This window comes from Streptosporangium sp. NPDC051023, assembly GCF_040689595.1.
In the GTDB taxonomy this organism is placed as follows: domain Bacteria; phylum Actinomycetota; class Actinomycetes; order Streptosporangiales; family Streptosporangiaceae; genus Streptosporangium.
In genome coordinates this window covers 26713-43177 of the sequence record NZ_JBFBCE010000044.1, presented here as the reverse complement: position 1 = coordinate 43177, position 16465 = coordinate 26713, and the positions used below count along the sequence as shown (strand labels likewise).

The following is a 16465-nucleotide window of genomic DNA, read 5'->3' as shown; positions in this document are numbered from 1 at the left end:
AAACGGGATTTAGAACAAGTTAAATGCCCACAAGGTGATATAGCTGATATTTCAGAGAAACGAATGTGTGATATTGAAATCGTGACATTCAGCAGGTGTCGGGCTCGCAAACGCCCCGGGACCAGGTGACATCGAATATCCGGCGAGTCCGGTCCGGACTCAGTGCGCGGCCAGGGCGTCGTTCCTCACCGGGCGGCCGTTTCTGACCCGGAACCAGACGGCGCCGCCCGTCTCTCCGCGACGCGCGCCCCATCCGGCCGACAGCAGGTCGACCAGGAACAGCCCCCGGCCGCCAACGCTGTCCGCCACCACCTCACGTACGGCGGGCATGCTCGCGGACGACCCGGCGTCGAGCACCTCGACATGGACCAGGCCGCGCCCGACCCCCAGGCGCACCGTGACGATCCCCTCCTCGCGACGCCCCGACTCCGAGTGCACGACGGCGTTCGTGACCACCTCGCTCAGCAACAGCATCACGTTGTCGAGGGCCTCGCCCCTCACCCAGCCCACCAGCAGCTCACGAGCCCACCCGCGGGCCTCCGGCACCGAGGAGGGCGTGCCCGCGAAGGCGCGCAGGCCCAAGGGGTGCACCGTGTTCCACCGTTCGTCCCAGCACGCGTCCCAGCGCGCCGCCCAGCACCTGGCCCAGCACGTGGCCCACCGCCCGGCCGTCGCCTCTCTGCACTCGCCCTCAAGGAACACGCACGGGCGGGGCTGCTGCGCCGTCACGGCCATGTCGCGTCTCCGTCACTCTCTCGCCACATCCTCGACATGTCCTCGCCGTATCCTCGTCACATCCTCGCCATCTCCTCGTCACCGGCACACTCTGGGGCGGAGAAGACCGGTAACCGTATGTGAAGCACCATCCGCCACGGAGTGGGACGGAACAATCCGTAGAGACCTCCGTAGGGGTACGTGATTCATCCGAGAACACGGTGTTCCCAACCCGAATCAGTTCACCTACGCTTTTCACCTCACGCGATGCGGCAGGGCGATGCGGGACAGGGGCATGCGATGGCCACAGCTCCGAGGCATGAGGTGTCCGGTCTGACACGAACGGCGTCGCCCGTGCTCGTCGGGCGCGAATCCGAGCTGGAGTCCCTGGCCACGACGCTCTCCGGGCAGCCCACGGTGGCGATGATCGAGGGAGAGGCCGGGGTCGGCAAGAGCAGGCTGGTGCTGGAGCTCCTGGCCCGGCCCGACCTGCGGCATCTGCGTGTCATGCTGGGCCGCTGTCAGTCGCTGCGGGAGCCGTTCCTCTACGGCGCGGTGCTCGAGGCACTCGGCGGCCTGCGCGGCCCCTCCCCCCTCGTCGACCGGAACCGGCTGAGCCCGGTGACCGGCGTGCTGCGCGCGCTGCTGCCCGAGCTGTCGGAGCACCTGCCGCAGGCGCCCGAGCCGACGGGTGACCCGCGGTCGGAACGCCACCGGCTGTTCCGCGCGGTCAGGGAGCTGTTGTCCGAGATCGGGCCCGCGCTGCTCGTCGTCGAGGACCTGCACTGGGCCGACGACGGCTCACGGCACCTGCTCCGTTTCCTGATGGCCGACCTGCCGCGCAACCTCGCGATCGTGGTCACCTATCGGCGGGAGGACGTGCCGGGCGGGGTGCCGCTGGGCAGCGCGTACCGCCCGCCTCCCGGTACGGCGAGCGTCCTGGTGAACCTGCGCCCGCTGAACCCCGAGGAGGTGCGCACCCTGGCCTCCGCCATCCTCGGCAGGCACTCCATCTCCACGGAGTTCGCCGCGAAGCTGTACGAGCGCACCGCGGGCATCCCGTTCGTCGTCGAGGAGACGCTGTGGGCCCTGCGGAACTCCGCGGGGAAGGTCCACCTCGACGGCGTGGCGGCCAGGCAGCTGCTGGAGAACGTTGAGGTGCCGGTCCTGCTGCGCGAGGCGATGGCGGAACGGCTCACGGGCATGCCCTTGGCCGCGGTCCGGCTCGCGCAGGCGGCGGCCGTACTGAGCGTGCCCGCAGGCGTCGAGCTGCTGCGCGAGGTCGCCGGGCTGACCGAACGGCGCTGCCACGCGGCGCTGGCGTCCGCGCTCGGCAACGGGGTGCTGTACGAGATCGACGACTGCTCCTACGGCTACCGCCACTCGCTGGCCAGGCAGGCGGTCTACGACACCCTCCCGGGATACGAAAGGAGGCGGCTGCACGCGCGGGCACTGCGGGCGCTCGAACAGTGCGTTCCCCGGCCCGTGGTGCAGATGGCCGACCACAGCCACCGCGCGGGGGACGCCGCGCTGGCGCTGCGCTACGGCGAGGAGGCCGCCGACCTGGCGGCGCGCGTCGGCGACGTGTCGACCACGACCCATCTGCTGCAGCGTCTGCTGAAGGCCCCCGGGCTGGCCACGCGGGACATCGACCGGCTCGCGGTCAAACTCGGCCAGGTCGCGTACACCGGGATCGACCAGTACGACCCGGTGGCCACCCTGGAGCAGTTGCTGAGAGACCCCAGGCTCTCCACAACCGCGCGGGGCGAGGTGCGGTTCTTCCTGGGCATGCTCCTGGTGCGGCAGATCGGCGGCCTCGAAGCGGGACGCGCCGTGATCGAGACGGCCCTGGAGGAGCTGGGGGAACGCCCCGCCCGGCTCGCCAGGGGGGTGTCCGTGCTGGCGCAACCGTTCTACGGGACGACGCCGCTGGCTGAGCTCCTGCCGTGGCGGGAGCGGCTGCGGGGGCTGATAAAGACCTCCGAGGGCGAACTGCGGCTCTCTCTGCAGGCCAACCACCTGTCGTCCCTGCTGCAAACCGGCGACCCGACCATCCTGCGGGACCTGACGTTCCTGTCGCCGAGCACCTCGCTGTCCTCCGGCGAGCAGGGGCAGCTGGCCCGCGTGCACTGCAACCTGGCGGACGCCTGCACCTGCATCGGCCACTACGGACAGGCAAGGACGATGCTGGCGACGGGCCTGCGGCTGGCCATCGACGCCGGGGAGCCGTTCGTCGTGAGCACCGCGCGGGCCACCCAGGCCAGGCTCGACTGGTTCCTCGGCGAGTGGTACGGCCTGGCCGAACGCGCCGCCGAGCTCCTCGACGAGTACCACGACCTGTTCCCCGTCGCCAGCGAGCTGTCGCTCGTCCTCGGCTCGCTCGCGCTCGTCCGCGGCGACTGGGAGGAGGCGGAGGAGCGCCTCGCGGCCACCGGCGTCGGCTCGCCGCACGACGCCATCACGCCCGTCGCCCTCGGCGGCTTCGCGGGACTGGCCGAGCTCAGGCTCGCGCAGGGCGAGGACGCCCTCGCCCTCGCCGAGATCGACCGCGCGCTGTCCGTCGCACGGTCGAAGGGCATCTGGCCCTGGACGGGAGAGCTGGTCCCCGTCGCGGTCTCCGCCCTCGTCAACGTCGGCAGGACCGACGAGGCCGCGGAACTGGCCGACGAGCTCGAACGAGGCGTCGCGGGCAAGGACGCGCCGCTGGCGAAGGCGGCGCTGGAGATGGCCAGGGCGCGTCTGGCACGGGCCGGGGGCGACCTGGCGGCGGCGCTCGACCACTACGACCGCGCCCGGCGGCGCTACCTCGGGCTGCCCGCGCCGTACCACGAGGCGCTGGCCGCCGAGCAGGCCGCGCTGTGCCGGTTGGACGCCGGGACCGCGGACGCGCCGGAGACGGCACGGGCCGCGGAGGAGCTGTCCGCACTGGCCGACAGGTTCGCCGCGATGGGCGCGACGCGCGATGCCGACCGCTGCAGGCACCGGCTGCGCAGCCACGGCACCGTCAAACCGTCCCGCAGAGGACGCCGGGGGTACGGCGACGTGCTGTCCCCCCGCGAGGAGGACGTGGCCAGGCTGCTGGCGCGGGGACGGACGAACCGCGAGATCGCACAGGTGCTGTTCCTGTCCCCCCGCACGGTCGAACAGCACGTCGCCCGCACCCTCAAGAAACTGGGCAAGCAGTCCAGGACCGACCTGCTCGACGACTGACATCGAGCACCGACCGTCGAGCGCCGCGAAATCACGTACCCCTACGGATGTCATCCCGGATTGTTCGAGGACACCCGCCGCCGCAGAGTGGTCCACGACGCCTTCCTCGTCCTGCGGAGCGCGGAAAGGACAGCGGTGGATCTGCCGGGGTCGTGGCTCCGCCGCCGTCACCACCGGCCCGAGGGCGCTGCCAGGCGTCGCCCGTATCCATATCGGAGCACCTCGCCGGCGGTAGGAGTGAAACGGCATCTTCACTCCTACCGTCGCGAGGTCCGGGAGCCAGGGATCGGCAGTGCTGTTGGAAGCCGCCGGACAGGGCATCCCTGGCACGGGCGCGGCCCCCGGGTTCCTGGTCTCCCGGGGGCCCGCCGCACTCGGCGCCCCTCAGATCCGTTCGGCGGGAACCACCTCGGCGATCATCAAGTGCATGTCGCCGGGCAGGTGCTCCCTGTCTGCGACGGTCAGGCCCGCGGCCGCCATCAACGCCATGTAGTCGTAGAAGGTGCGCTCCTGGCCCTGGGTGTACAGGCTCATCATGCGGATGTCCGCCAGGTCCGCGAGCGCGGATGCTGCGGCGTGCGCCCGTACGGGGGAGAGCAGCAGGTCAACGCACCACACCTGCGCCGGGTTGCCGGAGGCCTCGATCGCGGTGCGCACGTTGCACAGGATCCGCATGGCGTCGGAGTCGCCCCAGTTGTGGAGCACGTTGACCAGCACGTACACCTGCCCCCCTGAGGGAACGGCCTCGAAGAAGTCACCGACGACGACCTCGACCCGCTCCCGCAGGCCGAGCGCGTCGAGATGCGTGCCGCCCTCCTCCGCGACGCCGGGCAGGTCCAGCAGCACCCCGGAAAGGTGCGAATGTTCGGTCAGGAGGGCCGCCAGAACGGTGCCGTGACCGCCGCCGACGTCGACCACGGTGCGCACCGTCGAGTAGTCACGTTTGGCGAGCGCCGCGGCGATCGGCGTGGTGCGGGCGGTCATGGAGCGTTGAAACCGGCCTTGGGCGTCCGGGGTTTCGGCCAGGTGCGGCCACGGGGTGCGCGGGGTGGGATGGCCGTCACGAACGGTCTGGGGCAGAGTCCGGATCGCCTCTCTCCAGAACGGGTCAGCGGCCATGAGCACTGCGGGGAGCATGGAGTCTGCGGCGTCGCTGCGCAACCGTGCCCCCTCGGTGGTGAGGGCGTAGTGGTCGGGGGTGTCGGTGGAACGCAGCAGTCCGAGGATGGAGGCCGCGCGCAGGATCCGGCGCAGACTGGCCTCGTCCGCCTCGCACAGTCCGGCGAGTTCGGTCACGGTGCGGGCCTGGTCGGACAGATGGTCGGCGACACCGAGCACTGCGACGGCCAGCAGGGTGCCGAGGGCGGGTTCCCCGTCGAGGATCCGCTCGATCAGCGTTCCGGAGTGCGGCTGTACGAGAGGCTCGGCCGAGGGCGAGGCTCCACGGGGTAACGGGGGGTGCTGCTCGCTGTTCATGACGTTCCGTTCATCGAGGTCTCCCCGCCTGACTGCTTGTTTACGACACTGTCAAGCATGCCGTCGAGGCAGGCGACGGTCGATCCCGCCTGTTGGAGTTGCGAGGTACAGCTGGCCCTACCACCACCCCCGGACCGGTCTTCGACATACCGAGCGAAACGCACTTCCGTAGTTTTATTTGAAACTTACAGTATCTATTTCGTTACAACCGGGGATGACGCGCCCTTCGCCCGCCGACAGCGGCTCGTCCACGGCATGGCGGAGAAACGGGATCGGTGACCGACCGGCCGACTGATGCCACACGCCGATCCACAGGCCGGGCGGGCTCGGAACCCGGCAGACCGGGGGATGCGGTCTGCCGGGTGTCGGGCTCACCCGGCCGTGGTCACTCGACGGTGGCCGCCCATCGGCCGTGCCACAGATGGACGCCCCCATCGGGAGTGATCTTCACGGTAGCGCCGTAGCGCACGGGACTCACCCTTATCGGCCTACTGGGCAAGGCTCAGTGTTCAGATGAAGGAGGCGGTGCAGGCCGGCCGAGTGCCACCCCGGGCCGACCTGCACCACGGATCCCGTGCGCCGCCGGTGACGGCCACAGCGCTCTGGTTGAAGGGTCGGCGATCGTAGGAGACCTGGGCGGCAGGCTGACCTCCGTACGGGGCCTCAACGAGCTGCGACCTGTCCACCAGGCGGTAGACGACTCTCTTGGCGTGCACGGTGCTGACGCCGTCGAGCTTCTGCTCCCGGCCGCTCTCGTTGACCAGGGTCAGGTACAGGCCCAGGTCATCGCCGGACTTCTGCTGGCTCGGTGAGTGTGGTCACCGCTTCAACGGCCGGCAGGGACATCCGCAAAGCACCAACCACCGCTTCGCCACCAGGCGAGCCGGCGAGCCCAATGGCGAATGGTTCGGCAAGACCACGCTGCGCACCTACAACTTCGCGCCCCAGATGGCCAGCCAGGCCGCCGAGATCAAGGTTCAGGTCATGCTCGGCGGCAGCGGCGCCCCGGAATTCGAGTGGAGAAGCCGCCGGTCAGAGCCGGCTTCGTTGGATTCTCCGCGATTACTACTGAGACCCCCATCGCGCGGCGAAAGCGCGGGCCGGATTGTCGATGAAGATCGCGGATGCGAGTTCGGGTCCGAGTTCCCGCTCGATCCGCGGGCGCAGGCCGCTGAGCAGGAACGGCATGCCCGGGCCGTCGGCGGTGTATCTGGCATGCCGGGTGACCGTGTCGGCTCCGAGCAGGATCTGGTGAGCGTGGCCGGCGTCGGCCAGGGCCGCGAGGCTGTCCAGCAAGCGCCAGTCGGTGGCGTGGTGTGCCCGCGACGGGCCGTCGAACGCCAGGAACGCACCGGCCTCAGCGGCCTGCTGGTGGATCCTCGTATCCGGGAATCGGTGCAGGTGCCCGAGGATCACACGGTGCGAAGCAATCCCGTGCGTCCGGCTCAGTAGGTCGAGTACGTCCAGGGCGGCGCTTCCGGCCTCTAGGTGGACACCGATGGGCGCGTCGGTGGCGTGGTGCGCCTCGGCGGCGGCGGCCATGACACGCCGGGCGTGGTCGTCGAGGCGGTGGTATGCGCCGGCGACTTTGATCATTCCCGCCTTCACGGGAGAGCTGGTCAGTTCGTGGATGAAAAGGTCGGCCAGCCCGCCGTGGACGCGCTTCAGCTCGCCTGGGGGATAGTGCCTGGCCTGGTGCATTCCGGTGGCGGAGATGACGTGGACGCCGGATCGGCGGGACAGGTCAGGTAGTTCCTCTGCCCGTGGCCCCATGCCCCAGGGCGTCCACTGCGCCACGGCGCGTCCGCCGAGCGCGGCGAAGGCCTTCAGTTCGGCGAGCGCGGCCTCCGCGTCGTCCAGTTCTTGGCCCGGCAGCGTCGGTGAACTGATGAACAGATGGTCGTGGGCGTCACAGACACCCAACTCCTCGGGCGGGATGTCCCCGAGTACGGTCCGTATCATCGCGTTCATCGTCCGGCACCCTGCTCCGCGTCGGCTAGCGCGGTCGCGGCGACGCGCAGCCCGGCCAGTGCCTTGGGCACGCCGATGTAGGGCGCCAGGTGCACAAAGACTTCGATCACCTCCTGGCGGGTCATCCCGATTCTGAGCGAGGTCCTGACGTGACCGGATAGCTGCGGGTCGACACCGCCGACTGCGGTGAGGGCGGCCAGGTTGATGATCTGCCGGTCACGCAGCGACAATCCATCACGTAGGTAGGTGCCGCCGAACAGGGCGGTGATGATCCAGTCGGCATACCCGGGGGCGATCTGCTCGAGGCCGGGAAGAGTCGTCTGCTGCGTCGCCTCGTCCTGGAGAAGGTCCAGCATCCGGTAGCCCTCATCGCGATCCAGCTGTGCCGGTGTCAGTTGCTCCGATAGCGCCTGGCCTGCAGCCATGGTCCTTCCCTCACTCCTCAATCGTCCCTGTAACGCCTTGGGCGTTACAGGGACGCTAGCAGATGTAACGGCCGAAGCGTTACAGTTGGTTCATGGTCAAAGAGGACAAGCTCGCCTTCCGCTTCGACTGCGGTGCCGCCTGGTTGAACCTCCTTGCCACCCGGGGCCGCACCTTCAGCGCGGCCCCGGTCGAACGGCTGGCCACGCCCGGCCGCCTCGCCGAGTGGCTGGAGCACTGTGAGCTGTCTCCGGCTCAGCCACCCGATCAAGACGACCTGCACCTGGCATGGGCGCTGCGCGAAACGCTGCGCGCACTCGCGCTGGCCACCGTCGACGAGCAGCCGCCGCCCGCGGGCGCCGTGGCGAGCCTGGCGACGTTCCTGGTCCGACACGACGATCCGGTCCGGCTCACCTCGGACAACCGACTGCGACGCGAACCCCCGGCGTCCACGGCGCACGCCCTGGCCCGGCTCGCCCGCCAGGCCGTGGACCACCTGACCGGCTCTGATCGCCTGGCTCTCAGGAGATGCCCGGAAGATGACTGCAGAGGCGTCTTCATAGACCCGCCAGGACGCCGACGCTGGTGCCCGTCCCCGGCGTGCGCGAGCCGAGGACGGGTCCGCGCACTCCGTGCCCGCCGTAGCACCGCCGCCCCCAAGCCGAACGACGATCACACCCCAGCGTCGGCGCAACGATGACCTCGGCCGCCCGCGGGGAGAGATCTCGGCACTCGGCGTATTCGAATTGCGTCATCAGACCTTCGCACGCGCGGTCCAACTGTCCGTAACGGAGGTCGACGAACAGTTGCAAACGCGATGTCTGCCGATCTTTAATTCGTGACGTCGGATGGCATGGTCGCAGGGGGCATTAGGGTCAGACCACGCGTTCGCCGTGTTGCCAGACGGCTGCCACCAGGGGCACTCCGGGGCGGTAGGCCAGGTGGACATGGGAGGGGGCGTCGAGTAGGACGAGGTCCGCGCGGGCGCCGGGGGTGATCCGGCCGACGTCCGTACGGCGTAGCGCCCGCGCCCCGCCCAGCGTCGCCGCCTGCACCGCCTCATCCGGGGTCATCCCCATCTCCCGCACCGCGACGGCGACGCAGAACGGCATGCTGGTGGTGAAGCTGGAGCCCGGGTTGCAGTCGGTGGACAGCGCGACCGTCACGCCCGCGTCCAGCAGGCGCCGGGCGTCCGGGTAGGGGGCCCGGGTGGAGAACTCGGCGCCGGGCAGCAGCGTGGCGACCGTGTTCCCCGAGGCCAGGGCGTCGATGTCGGTGTCGTCGAGGTGGGTGCAGTGGTCGGCGGAGGCGGCTCCGAGTTCGACGGCGAGCCGTACGCCGGGGCCGTGGCCGAGCTGGTTGGCGTGGACGCGGGGCACCAGGCCGCGCTTGGCGCCCGCCTCCAGGACGGCCCGGGACTGGTCGCCATCGAAGGCACCGCGCTCGCAGAAAACGTCGACCCAGCGGGCGTACGGCGCGCACCGCTCCAGCATCGGCCCGGTGACGAGATCCACGTAGTCATCGGCGTCGACCCCGGCCGGGACCACGTGGGCGCCGAGATAGGTCACCTCGTCGGTGTGCTCGCCCGCGATCCGCAGCGAACGGGCCTCGTCCTCGACGGTGAGCCCGTAGCCGGACTTGCACTCGATGACCGTGGTCCCCTGGCGCAGCGCCTCGGCGACCAGCCGTGCGACGCCCGCAGACAGCTCGGCGTCGCTCGCCGCGCGGGTGGCGGCGACCGTCGTGCGGATCCCGCCCGCCGTGTACGGCGTGCCCGACATCCGGGCGTCGAACTCGGCCGTGCGGTCCCCGGCGAAGACCAGGTGGGCGTGGGAGTCGACGAACCCGGGAATCGCGGCCCTGCCTCCGGCGTCGTGGACCAGGTCGGCCTCCGGGGCCGCGGAGGCCGGTCCCGCCCACGCGACCGTGGCACCGTCGAAGACGACGGCGGCGTCCTCGATCACGCCGAGCGGTCCCTCGCCCAGCGAGGGGTCGTTGGTGACGAGGCGGGACAGACCGGTGACGAGCAGACTCACGATGCCTCCAGGCGGCCGATGGCCTCGCGCAGTGCGTCGGGAACGTCGGGGACGAGGACGTGGGCGCCGTGCCGTACGACCATCCGGCCGCCGACGACGACGTCGCGGACGTCGGCGGCGGTCGCGGCGAAGACGGCGGTCTCCGCGCGGGGCCCCGGCCCCGCGGTGCGGACCGAGCCGAGCGAGACCGTCACCAGGTCGGCGACCGCGCCGACCTCGATGCGGCCCGCGTCGGACCAGCCGAGCGAGGCGTGGCCGTCGCCGGTCGCGGCGCGCAGCAGTTCCCCCGCGCTCCAGTGGCCCCTGCGGCGGGTGCGCAGCCGCTCGTTCAGCTCCATGCCGCGCGCCTCCTCGAACAGGTCGACGACCGCGTGACTGTCGCTGCCCAGGGTGAGCCGCGCCCCGGCCTCCTGGAGGTCCTTGGCGGGCCCGATGCCGTCGGCGAGGTCCCGTTCGGTCGTCGGGCACATGCAGACGGTGGTCGCGCTCCCGCCGAGCAGGGCGATGTCGGCGGCGGTGAGGTGGGTCGCGTGTACGGCGGTCGCGCGCGGGCCCAGCACGCCGTGGTCGGCCATCAGCCTGGCGGGCGTGACGCCGTACGCCTCCAGGCAGCCCTCGTTCTCCGCGGGCTGCTCGGACAGATGCGCGTGGATCGGGGCCCGCCTGACGTCCGCCCAGGCGGCGACCGTGCCGAGCTGGTCGGCGGGGACGGCGCGGACCGAGTGGACGGCGGCGCCCGCCCTGGCGTGGTCACGCTTGTCCAGCGCGACGGCCAGCGCCTCGGCACGCTCCGCCCAGGCCTGCGCCGAGCCGTCGCTGAACCGGAGCTGGGTCGGGTCAGGGGCCGCGCCGAACCCTGAGGACAGGTAGCAGGTGTCGAGCAGCGTGATCCGGATGCCCGCCTGCGCCGCGGCCTCGACGAGCGCCTCGCCCATCGCGTTCGGGTCGGCGTACGGCCTGCCGCCGGGCGCGTGGTGGAGGTAGTGGAACTCCCCGACACAGGTGATCCCGGCCAGGGCCATCTCGGCGTAGACGGCCCTGGCGAGGTCGAGGTAGGTGTCGGGGTCCAGGGCGGAGGCGACCCGGTACATGGTCTCCCGCCAGGTCCAGAAGGTGCCGCCGCCGACCTGGGTCGCGCCGCGCAGCGCCCGGTGGAAGGCGTGCGAGTGGGCGTTCGCCAGGCCGGGCAGGACCAGGCCGTTCAGGATGACGGCGTCGCCGGGCGCGCTGCCCGCCCGCAGCGAGACGATCCGGCCCTCGGCGACCTCGATGAGCACACCGGACTCGACGCTGCCCTCCGCGAAACCCGCGCCGACCGCGAGGTCCCCGTCTCCCGTCGCGAGATCCCCGGGCGCGCCCGTACCGGAGGCCCCGGATCCGGAAACCCCAGCCCCAGGGGTTCCGGATCCGGGGGCTCCTGACCGTGCCCCTCCCATCCAGGCGTATTCGGCCCAGAAGCGGCCGTTCACAACAGGTCCTGCAGAACGTCGGCCAGGGCGACGATCCCGGCCAGGCAGTCGGGCTCCTCGGCGTACTCGTACGGGGAGTGCGAGACACCGGTCGGGTTGCGCACGAAGAGCATCGCGGTGGGCACCGCAGAGGAGAGGATGCCCGCGTCGTGTCCCGCGCCGGTCGGCAGCACCGGGACCCCGCCGAGCACCCGGGAGAGGCGGTCCCTGAGCGGCACGTCGAAGTCGACGACCGGCGTGTAGGACTCGCGGGTGACCTCGGCCCCCTCCGCCGCGCCCGCGATCTCCTTCACGAGGGTGTCCAGCGTCGCGGAGTCCGCGGCCCTGGAGTCGAGCCAGGCCGTCACCAGGGAGGCGATGGCGTTGGTCCCGTTCGGCTCGACGCGGATCTTGCCGAAGGTGGCCAGGGCTCCGGCGGTCCGCGCGAGCTCCCTGGCGGACAGGACGGTGGCCGCGTAGGCCAGCATGGGGTCGTCGCGGTCCCCCAGACGGGTGGTTCCCGCGTGGTTGGCCTCGCCGCGGAAGTCGAACCGCCAGCGGCCGTGCGGCCAGATGGCGGAGGCGACGCCGACGGGGTGCGGCGTGTCCGCCAGATATCTGCCCTGCTCGACGTGCAGCTCGACGAAGGCCCCGATGCGGGCCAGCCGTTCGTCGTCACGGCCGATCGCCGCGGGATCCTGGCCCGCGCGTTCCATCGCGTCGGCGAGGAGGACTCCGTCGCCGTCGCGCAGGCCTCGCGCGTGCTCGGGGTCGAGGACACCGGTCAGCAGCCGCGATCCGACGCAGGCGACGCCGAACCTGGCGCCCTCCTCGTCGCCGAAGTTGACGACGGCCAGCGGCCGTCCCGGTGTGACGCCCCGCTCGCGCAGGGCGTCCAGGGCGGCGAAGGAGGAGACGACGCCGAGCGGCCCGTCGTAGGCGCCGCCGTCCGGCACCGAGTCCAGGTGGGAGCCGATGACGACGGCGTCACCGGCGGCGGGGTCGCCGAGCCAGGCCCACTGGTTGCCGTTGCGGTCGACCTCGTAGGCCAGGCCCCTGCTCGCCGCCTGCTCGGCGAACCAGGCGCGGCACTCGCCGTCGGCCGCGGTCCAGGCGTGGCGCCGGTAGCCGCCCGTGGTCCCGTCGCGGCCGACGGGGAGCAGTTCCCGCCACATCCGGCGGAAGCCGTCCTCGGCCTCCCCCGCCCGCTCGTCCCGCCGGTCCCGCTCGTCCCGTACGGCCCGGCCGGGCTCCTGTGCCCTCCGGTGCCGCCCGGCCTCTTCGGCCCGCCGCTCTCTCCGGGACCGCTCGTGTGCGTCCGTCACGCGTCGCCCTCACGCATCGGGACCCGTACCTCGCGCTCCCGAGCGATCTCTGTCGCCCGGTCGTACCCGGCGTCGACGTGCCGGATGACGCCCATGCCCGGGTCGTTGGTCAGCACCCGGCGGATCTTCTCCCCGGCCAGGGCCGTACCGTCCGCGACCGAGACCTGGCCCGCGTGGATGGAACGGCCGATGCCGACGCCGCCGCCGTGGTGGATGGAGACCCAGGACGCGCCGGAGGCGACGTTCACCATGGCGTTGAGCAGCGGCCAGTCGGCGATCGCGTCCGACCCGTCGAGCATCGCCTCCGTCTCCCGGTACGGCGAGGCGACGGAGCCGCAGTCGAGGTGGTCACGGCCGATCGCGACCGGGGCGGACAGCTCGCCCGAGGCCACCATGTCGTTGAAGCGCTCACCCGCCCTGTCGCGCTCGCCGTACCCGAGCCAGCAGATGCGCGCGGGAAGGCCCTGGAAGTGGACCTTCTCCCCGGCCAGCCTGATCCACCGGGCCAGCGACTCGTTCTCCGGGAACAGCTCCAGGATCGCCTTGTCGGTCTTGGCGATGTCGGCGGGGTCGCCGGAGAGCGCCGCCCAGCGGAAGGGTCCCTTGCCCTCGCAGAACAGCGGCCGGATGTAGGCGGGGACGAATCCGGGGAAGTCGAAGGCGCGGGCGTATCCCGCCAGCTGGGCCTCGCCGCGGATCGAGTTGCCGTAGTCGAAGACCTCGGCCCCCGCGTCCTGGAAGCCGACCATCGCCTCGACGTGCCTGGCCATGGACTCGCGGGCGCGCTGGGTGAACCCCTCGGGGTCCTTGGCGGCCTCGGCGGCCATGTCCTCGAAGGCGACGCCGATCGGCAGGTAGGCGAGCGGGTCGTGCGCCGAGGTCTGGTCGGTGACGACGTCGATCTCCGCGCCCCGGGCGAGCAACTCGGGCACGGCCTCGGCCGCGTTGGCCTCGACGCCGATGGACAGCGGCCTGCGGGCGTCGCGCGCCTCGTAGGCCAGGCGCAGGGCCTCGTCGAGGTCGGCGGCCTTGACGTCGAGGTAGCGGTGCTCGATCCGCCGGTCGATGCTGCGGGGGTCGCAGTCGACGCAGATCGCGACGCCGCCGTTCATGGTGACGGCGAGGGGCTGGGCGCCGCCCATGCCGCCGAGCCCGGCGGTGAGCGTGATCGTCCCGGCGAGGGAGCCGCCGAACCTCTTGGCCGCGACGGCGCCGAAGGTCTCGTAGGTGCCCTGGAGGATGCCCTGGGTGCCGATGTAGATCCACGACCCGGCGGTCATCTGCCCGTACATGGTGAGCCCGAGCTGTTCGAGCCGCCGGAACTCGGGCCAGGTCGCCCAGTCGCCGACCAGGTTGGAGTTGGCGATGAGCACGCGCGGCGCCCACTCGTGGGTGGTCATCACCCCGACGGGGCGTCCCGACTGCACCAGCAGGGTCTCGTCGCCCTTCAGTGTGGTCAGGGTGCGCACGATGGCGTCGTAGGAACGCCAGTCGCGCGCCGCCTTGCCGGTGCCGCCGTAGACGACGAGCTTGTCGGGATGCTCGGCGACCTCGGGGTCGAGGTTGTTCATGAGCATCCGCAGCGCGGCCTCCTGCTGCCATCCCTGCGTGGTCAGCCCGGACCCGCGCGGAGCCCTGATCTGACCTCGGCCGTTCTCCTCAGTCACGCTTCCGCCCTCCAGCACGCCGGCCGCCGACCGACATGTTCAAATAGATATATTCAGTTTTATCTCGCGTGAATAGTTTCAGTCAACAGGCTACTCCACGAAGATCTCCCTGGCCGCGGCCGACACCTCGAAGGCCTCAAGACGGCCCTCGGCGCCCGGTATCTCATCGCACATCGCCTCAAGCAGGACCCGGCCGAGCATCATGGGCCCGCAGGCGGTGTCGAAGACCAGGCTGGTGCCGACGGCGGCGGCGAGCACCAGGTCGGACAGCGCCGCCGCGGGCGCGAAGGCGCTGTCGGCCACGGTCACCACGCTCAGCCCGACATCCCTGGCGACGGCGAGGGCACCGGTGAGCTCGGCCGGATAGCGGGGCAGCGCGAAGCAGAGCAGAGCGCTCGCCCCGGCGGAGGCGGCCCGCTCGATCCGGTCGGCGAGCATCGAGCCGCCCTCGTCGAGGAGACGCACGTCGGGGTGGACCTTGGCCGCGAAGTAGGCGAACCCGGCGGCCTGCGCGGCGGCGGCGCGCAGACCGAGGATCGGCAGGGGGCGAGAGGCGGCCAGCAGCCGCGCGGCGGCGGCGACGGGCTTGGGATCGGCCAGCGTCCCGGCGAGGCGCTGGAGGTTGGCGATCTCGGCGAGGACGGCCCGCTGGTGCTCGTTCGGCGCCGTGTCCCCCGCCCGCTCGTCCGCGCGGGCGCCCGGGGCGCCGGGGACGCCGGTCTCGGGGAGGCCGAGCTCGCGGAGCTGCCTGCGCAGCGCGGGATACCCGTCGAAGCCGAGGGCCATCGCGAAGCGGGTCACGGACGGCTGGCTGACCCCGGCCAGCTCCGCGACCTCCACGCTGGACAGGAACGCCGCCTCCGCGGCGTGCTGCACCAGGCAGTGCGCGATCCGGCGCTGCGCCGGGGTCAGCCGGTGTCCTTCGAACAGGCGCAGCAGGCGGGGGCCGGCGTCGTCTGGGTTCATGCTTCTCCTCATTTGCATATCTTCATTCACCCTAAAGCCTGCATGGCTACATACAGAGCGATTGGAAGGCGCTAATGGCGTATTCGGTCGTCGTATGACCCCGGGGCGCGTGCCCCTCACCGATGCCTCCCGGGGCCACGGCGGTCGTTTCCTGGCCTTCCGTGCCAGGTTGTGACACCGGGCGCGTGATCATGCGAAGAGTGGGACATGAGCCGGATCGAACGGTCGAGGACCGCCAGAGCTGGGGCCACCGGTTGCCGGAATATGTCCCCCAGGCATAAGGAAAGCGGATAACCTCCGCAGAAACTGGATCTGCTGGACGGAGAACACGGTGGCATCGTCGAAGCCGGAACGGCCGAGGCTCGACACCACGATTCCCAACATGGGACGGGTAGCCGACTACTTCCTCGGCGGCAAGGACAACTTCGCCGTCGACCGGGAGGCCGCCGAGGCCGCGATGGCGATCACCCCCGAGCTGCCCGTGCTCTGGCGCGAGGGGCGCCGATTCCTCGGCAGGGCCGTTCGGTTCCTCGCCCAGGAGGCCGGGATCCGCCAGTTCATCGACATCGGCTGCGGCCTGCCGACCCAGGGCAACGTGCACGAGATCGCCCACGCGGTCGCGCCCGACGCGCGGGTGGTCTACGTCGACAACGATCCGATGGTCGTGGTCCACGGCCAGGCCCTCCTTCAGGACGACCGGCTGACCGTGGTCATCGAGGCCGACGTCCGCGACCCCGAGGCGCTGCTGTCCCACCCCCGGCTCACCGAGATGATCGACCCCAACGAGCCGGTGGCGATCCTGCTCCTCGGGGTGCTGCAGGACATACCGGACGACGCCCTGGTCCTGCAGATCACCGAGCACCTGCGCAAGGCGATCTCCCCGGGCAGCTACATGGCCATCTCCCAGCCCGTCTCCGACCTGCGTCCCGAGGCGACCGCGAAACTCGCCGCCTTCTACCAGGACGAGGGCGCGATCACCGGCCCCCGCCGCGCGGGGCTACGCACCAGGAGCGAGGTCGAGCCCTGCTTCGAGGGGCTCGACCTCGTCGAGCCGGGGGTCGTCTACCTCCCGCAGTGGCGCCCCGACGGGGACGTGCCCCACAGGCCCGACTCGATATGGGTCATCGGCGGGATCGGCCGCAAGGAGTAAGACCACGGCGGTCACGAGCGGTCACAGGCCGCCGTGACGCGGCGCCCTCGCGCGGGTGACGCGGCGCCCTCGCGCGAGT

General features: G+C 71.3%; 12 protein-coding genes. 3 read left to right on the top strand and 9 right to left on the bottom strand.

The window, feature by feature from the left end; genetic code table 11:
- Positions 1-159: 159 nt before the first annotated feature.
- Positions 160-735 (bottom strand): ATP-binding protein, encoded by a 576-nt coding sequence (locus AB0395_RS27005; protein WP_366285339.1) that lies wholly within the window; start codon positions 733-735, stop codon positions 160-162.
- A 279-nt stretch (positions 736-1014) separates the two neighbouring features.
- Here AB0395_RS27005 and AB0395_RS27000 point away from each other — a divergent pair, with 279 nt between their 5' ends.
- Positions 1015-3924, top strand: a complete 2910-nt coding sequence (locus AB0395_RS27000) for an AAA family ATPase (RefSeq protein WP_366285337.1) — start codon at positions 1015-1017, stop codon at positions 3922-3924.
- 384 nt (positions 3925-4308) lie between these two features.
- Here AB0395_RS27000 and AB0395_RS26995 read toward each other — a convergent pair whose 3' ends face one another.
- The 3 genes from AB0395_RS26995 to AB0395_RS26985 form a co-directional block, all read right to left on the bottom strand.
- On the bottom strand, positions 4309-5400 hold the full coding sequence (locus AB0395_RS26995; protein ID WP_366285334.1) for a methyltransferase: 1092 nt from the start codon (positions 5398-5400) through the stop codon (positions 4309-4311).
- Positions 5401-6465: 1065 nt separating this feature from the next.
- Positions 6466-7371, bottom strand: a complete 906-nt coding sequence (locus AB0395_RS26990) for a hypothetical protein (protein ID WP_366285332.1) — start codon at positions 7369-7371, stop codon at positions 6466-6468.
- Positions 7368-7796, bottom strand: a complete 429-nt coding sequence (locus AB0395_RS26985; protein WP_366285330.1) for a carboxymuconolactone decarboxylase family protein — start codon at positions 7794-7796, stop codon at positions 7368-7370. Before AB0395_RS26985 ends, AB0395_RS26990 begins: the two co-directional genes overlap by 4 nt.
- A gap of 92 nt (positions 7797-7888) precedes the next feature.
- Here AB0395_RS26985 and AB0395_RS26980 point away from each other — a divergent pair, with 92 nt between their 5' ends.
- The gene (locus AB0395_RS26980; RefSeq protein WP_366285327.1) at positions 7889-8494 is read left to right on the top strand and encodes a CGNR zinc finger domain-containing protein; all 606 of its coding nucleotides are present in this window, start codon (positions 7889-7891) and stop codon (positions 8492-8494) included.
- 175 nt (positions 8495-8669) lie between these two features.
- Here the strand turns inward: AB0395_RS26980 and hutI are convergent, their stop codons facing one another.
- The 5 genes from hutI to AB0395_RS26955 form a co-directional block, all read right to left on the bottom strand.
- Positions 8670-9830: an imidazolonepropionase gene (gene hutI, locus AB0395_RS26975; protein WP_366285324.1), complete on the bottom strand. Its 1161-nt coding sequence runs from the start codon at positions 9828-9830 to the stop codon at positions 8670-8672.
- On the bottom strand, positions 9827-11266 hold the full coding sequence (locus tag AB0395_RS26970) for a formimidoylglutamate deiminase (protein WP_366285401.1): 1440 nt from the start codon (positions 11264-11266) through the stop codon (positions 9827-9829). The genes hutI and AB0395_RS26970 overlap by 4 nt, the downstream gene beginning before the upstream one ends.
- A gap of 29 nt (positions 11267-11295) precedes the next feature.
- The gene (locus tag AB0395_RS26965) at positions 11296-12453 is read right to left on the bottom strand and encodes an allantoate amidohydrolase (protein ID WP_366285400.1); all 1158 of its coding nucleotides are present in this window, start codon (positions 12451-12453) and stop codon (positions 11296-11298) included.
- A gap of 146 nt (positions 12454-12599) precedes the next feature.
- Positions 12600-14270: a urocanate hydratase gene (hutU, locus tag AB0395_RS26960; protein WP_366285321.1), complete on the bottom strand. Its 1671-nt coding sequence runs from the start codon at positions 14268-14270 to the stop codon at positions 12600-12602.
- Between the two features lie 90 nt (positions 14271-14360).
- A complete protein-coding gene (locus AB0395_RS26955) occupies positions 14361-15236 on the bottom strand; it encodes a MurR/RpiR family transcriptional regulator (RefSeq protein WP_366285319.1) in 876 nt (291 codons plus the stop codon).
- A gap of 331 nt (positions 15237-15567) precedes the next feature.
- Between AB0395_RS26955 and AB0395_RS26950 the strand changes: the two genes are divergently transcribed.
- Entirely contained in the window at positions 15568-16386 is an 819-nt protein-coding gene (locus AB0395_RS26950; protein ID WP_366285316.1) for an SAM-dependent methyltransferase, read from the top strand.
- Positions 16387-16465 lie beyond the last annotated feature (79 nt).

What these genes read in the sequence shown, in the direction of transcription:
- AB0395_RS26995 (WP_366285334.1), bottom strand. Translation starts at nt 5,400, where the DNA reads ATGAACAGCGAGCAGCACCCCCCGTTACCCCGTGGAGCCTCGCCCTCG.
- AB0395_RS26955 (WP_366285319.1), bottom strand. Translation starts at nt 15,236, where the DNA reads ATGAACCCAGACGACGCCGGCCCCCGCCTGCTGCGCCTGTTCGAAGGA.
- AB0395_RS26985 (WP_366285330.1), bottom strand. Translation starts at nt 7,796, where the DNA reads ATGGCTGCAGGCCAGGCGCTATCGGAGCAACTGACACCGGCACAGCTG.
- AB0395_RS27000 (WP_366285337.1), top strand. Translation starts at nt 1,015, where the DNA reads ATGGCCACAGCTCCGAGGCATGAGGTGTCCGGTCTGACACGAACGGCG.
- AB0395_RS26980 (WP_366285327.1), top strand. Translation starts at nt 7,889, where the DNA reads ATGGTCAAAGAGGACAAGCTCGCCTTCCGCTTCGACTGCGGTGCCGCC.
- AB0395_RS26965 (WP_366285400.1), bottom strand. Translation starts at nt 12,453, where the DNA reads ATGTGGCGGGAACTGCTCCCCGTCGGCCGCGACGGGACCACGGGCGGC.
- AB0395_RS26990 (WP_366285332.1), bottom strand. Translation starts at nt 7,371, where the DNA reads ATGAACGCGATGATACGGACCGTACTCGGGGACATCCCGCCCGAGGAG.
- AB0395_RS26970 (WP_366285401.1), bottom strand. Translation starts at nt 11,266, where the DNA reads ATGGGAGGGGCACGGTCAGGAGCCCCCGGATCCGGAACCCCTGGGGCT.
- AB0395_RS27005 (WP_366285339.1), bottom strand. Translation starts at nt 735, where the DNA reads ATGGCCGTGACGGCGCAGCAGCCCCGCCCGTGCGTGTTCCTTGAGGGC.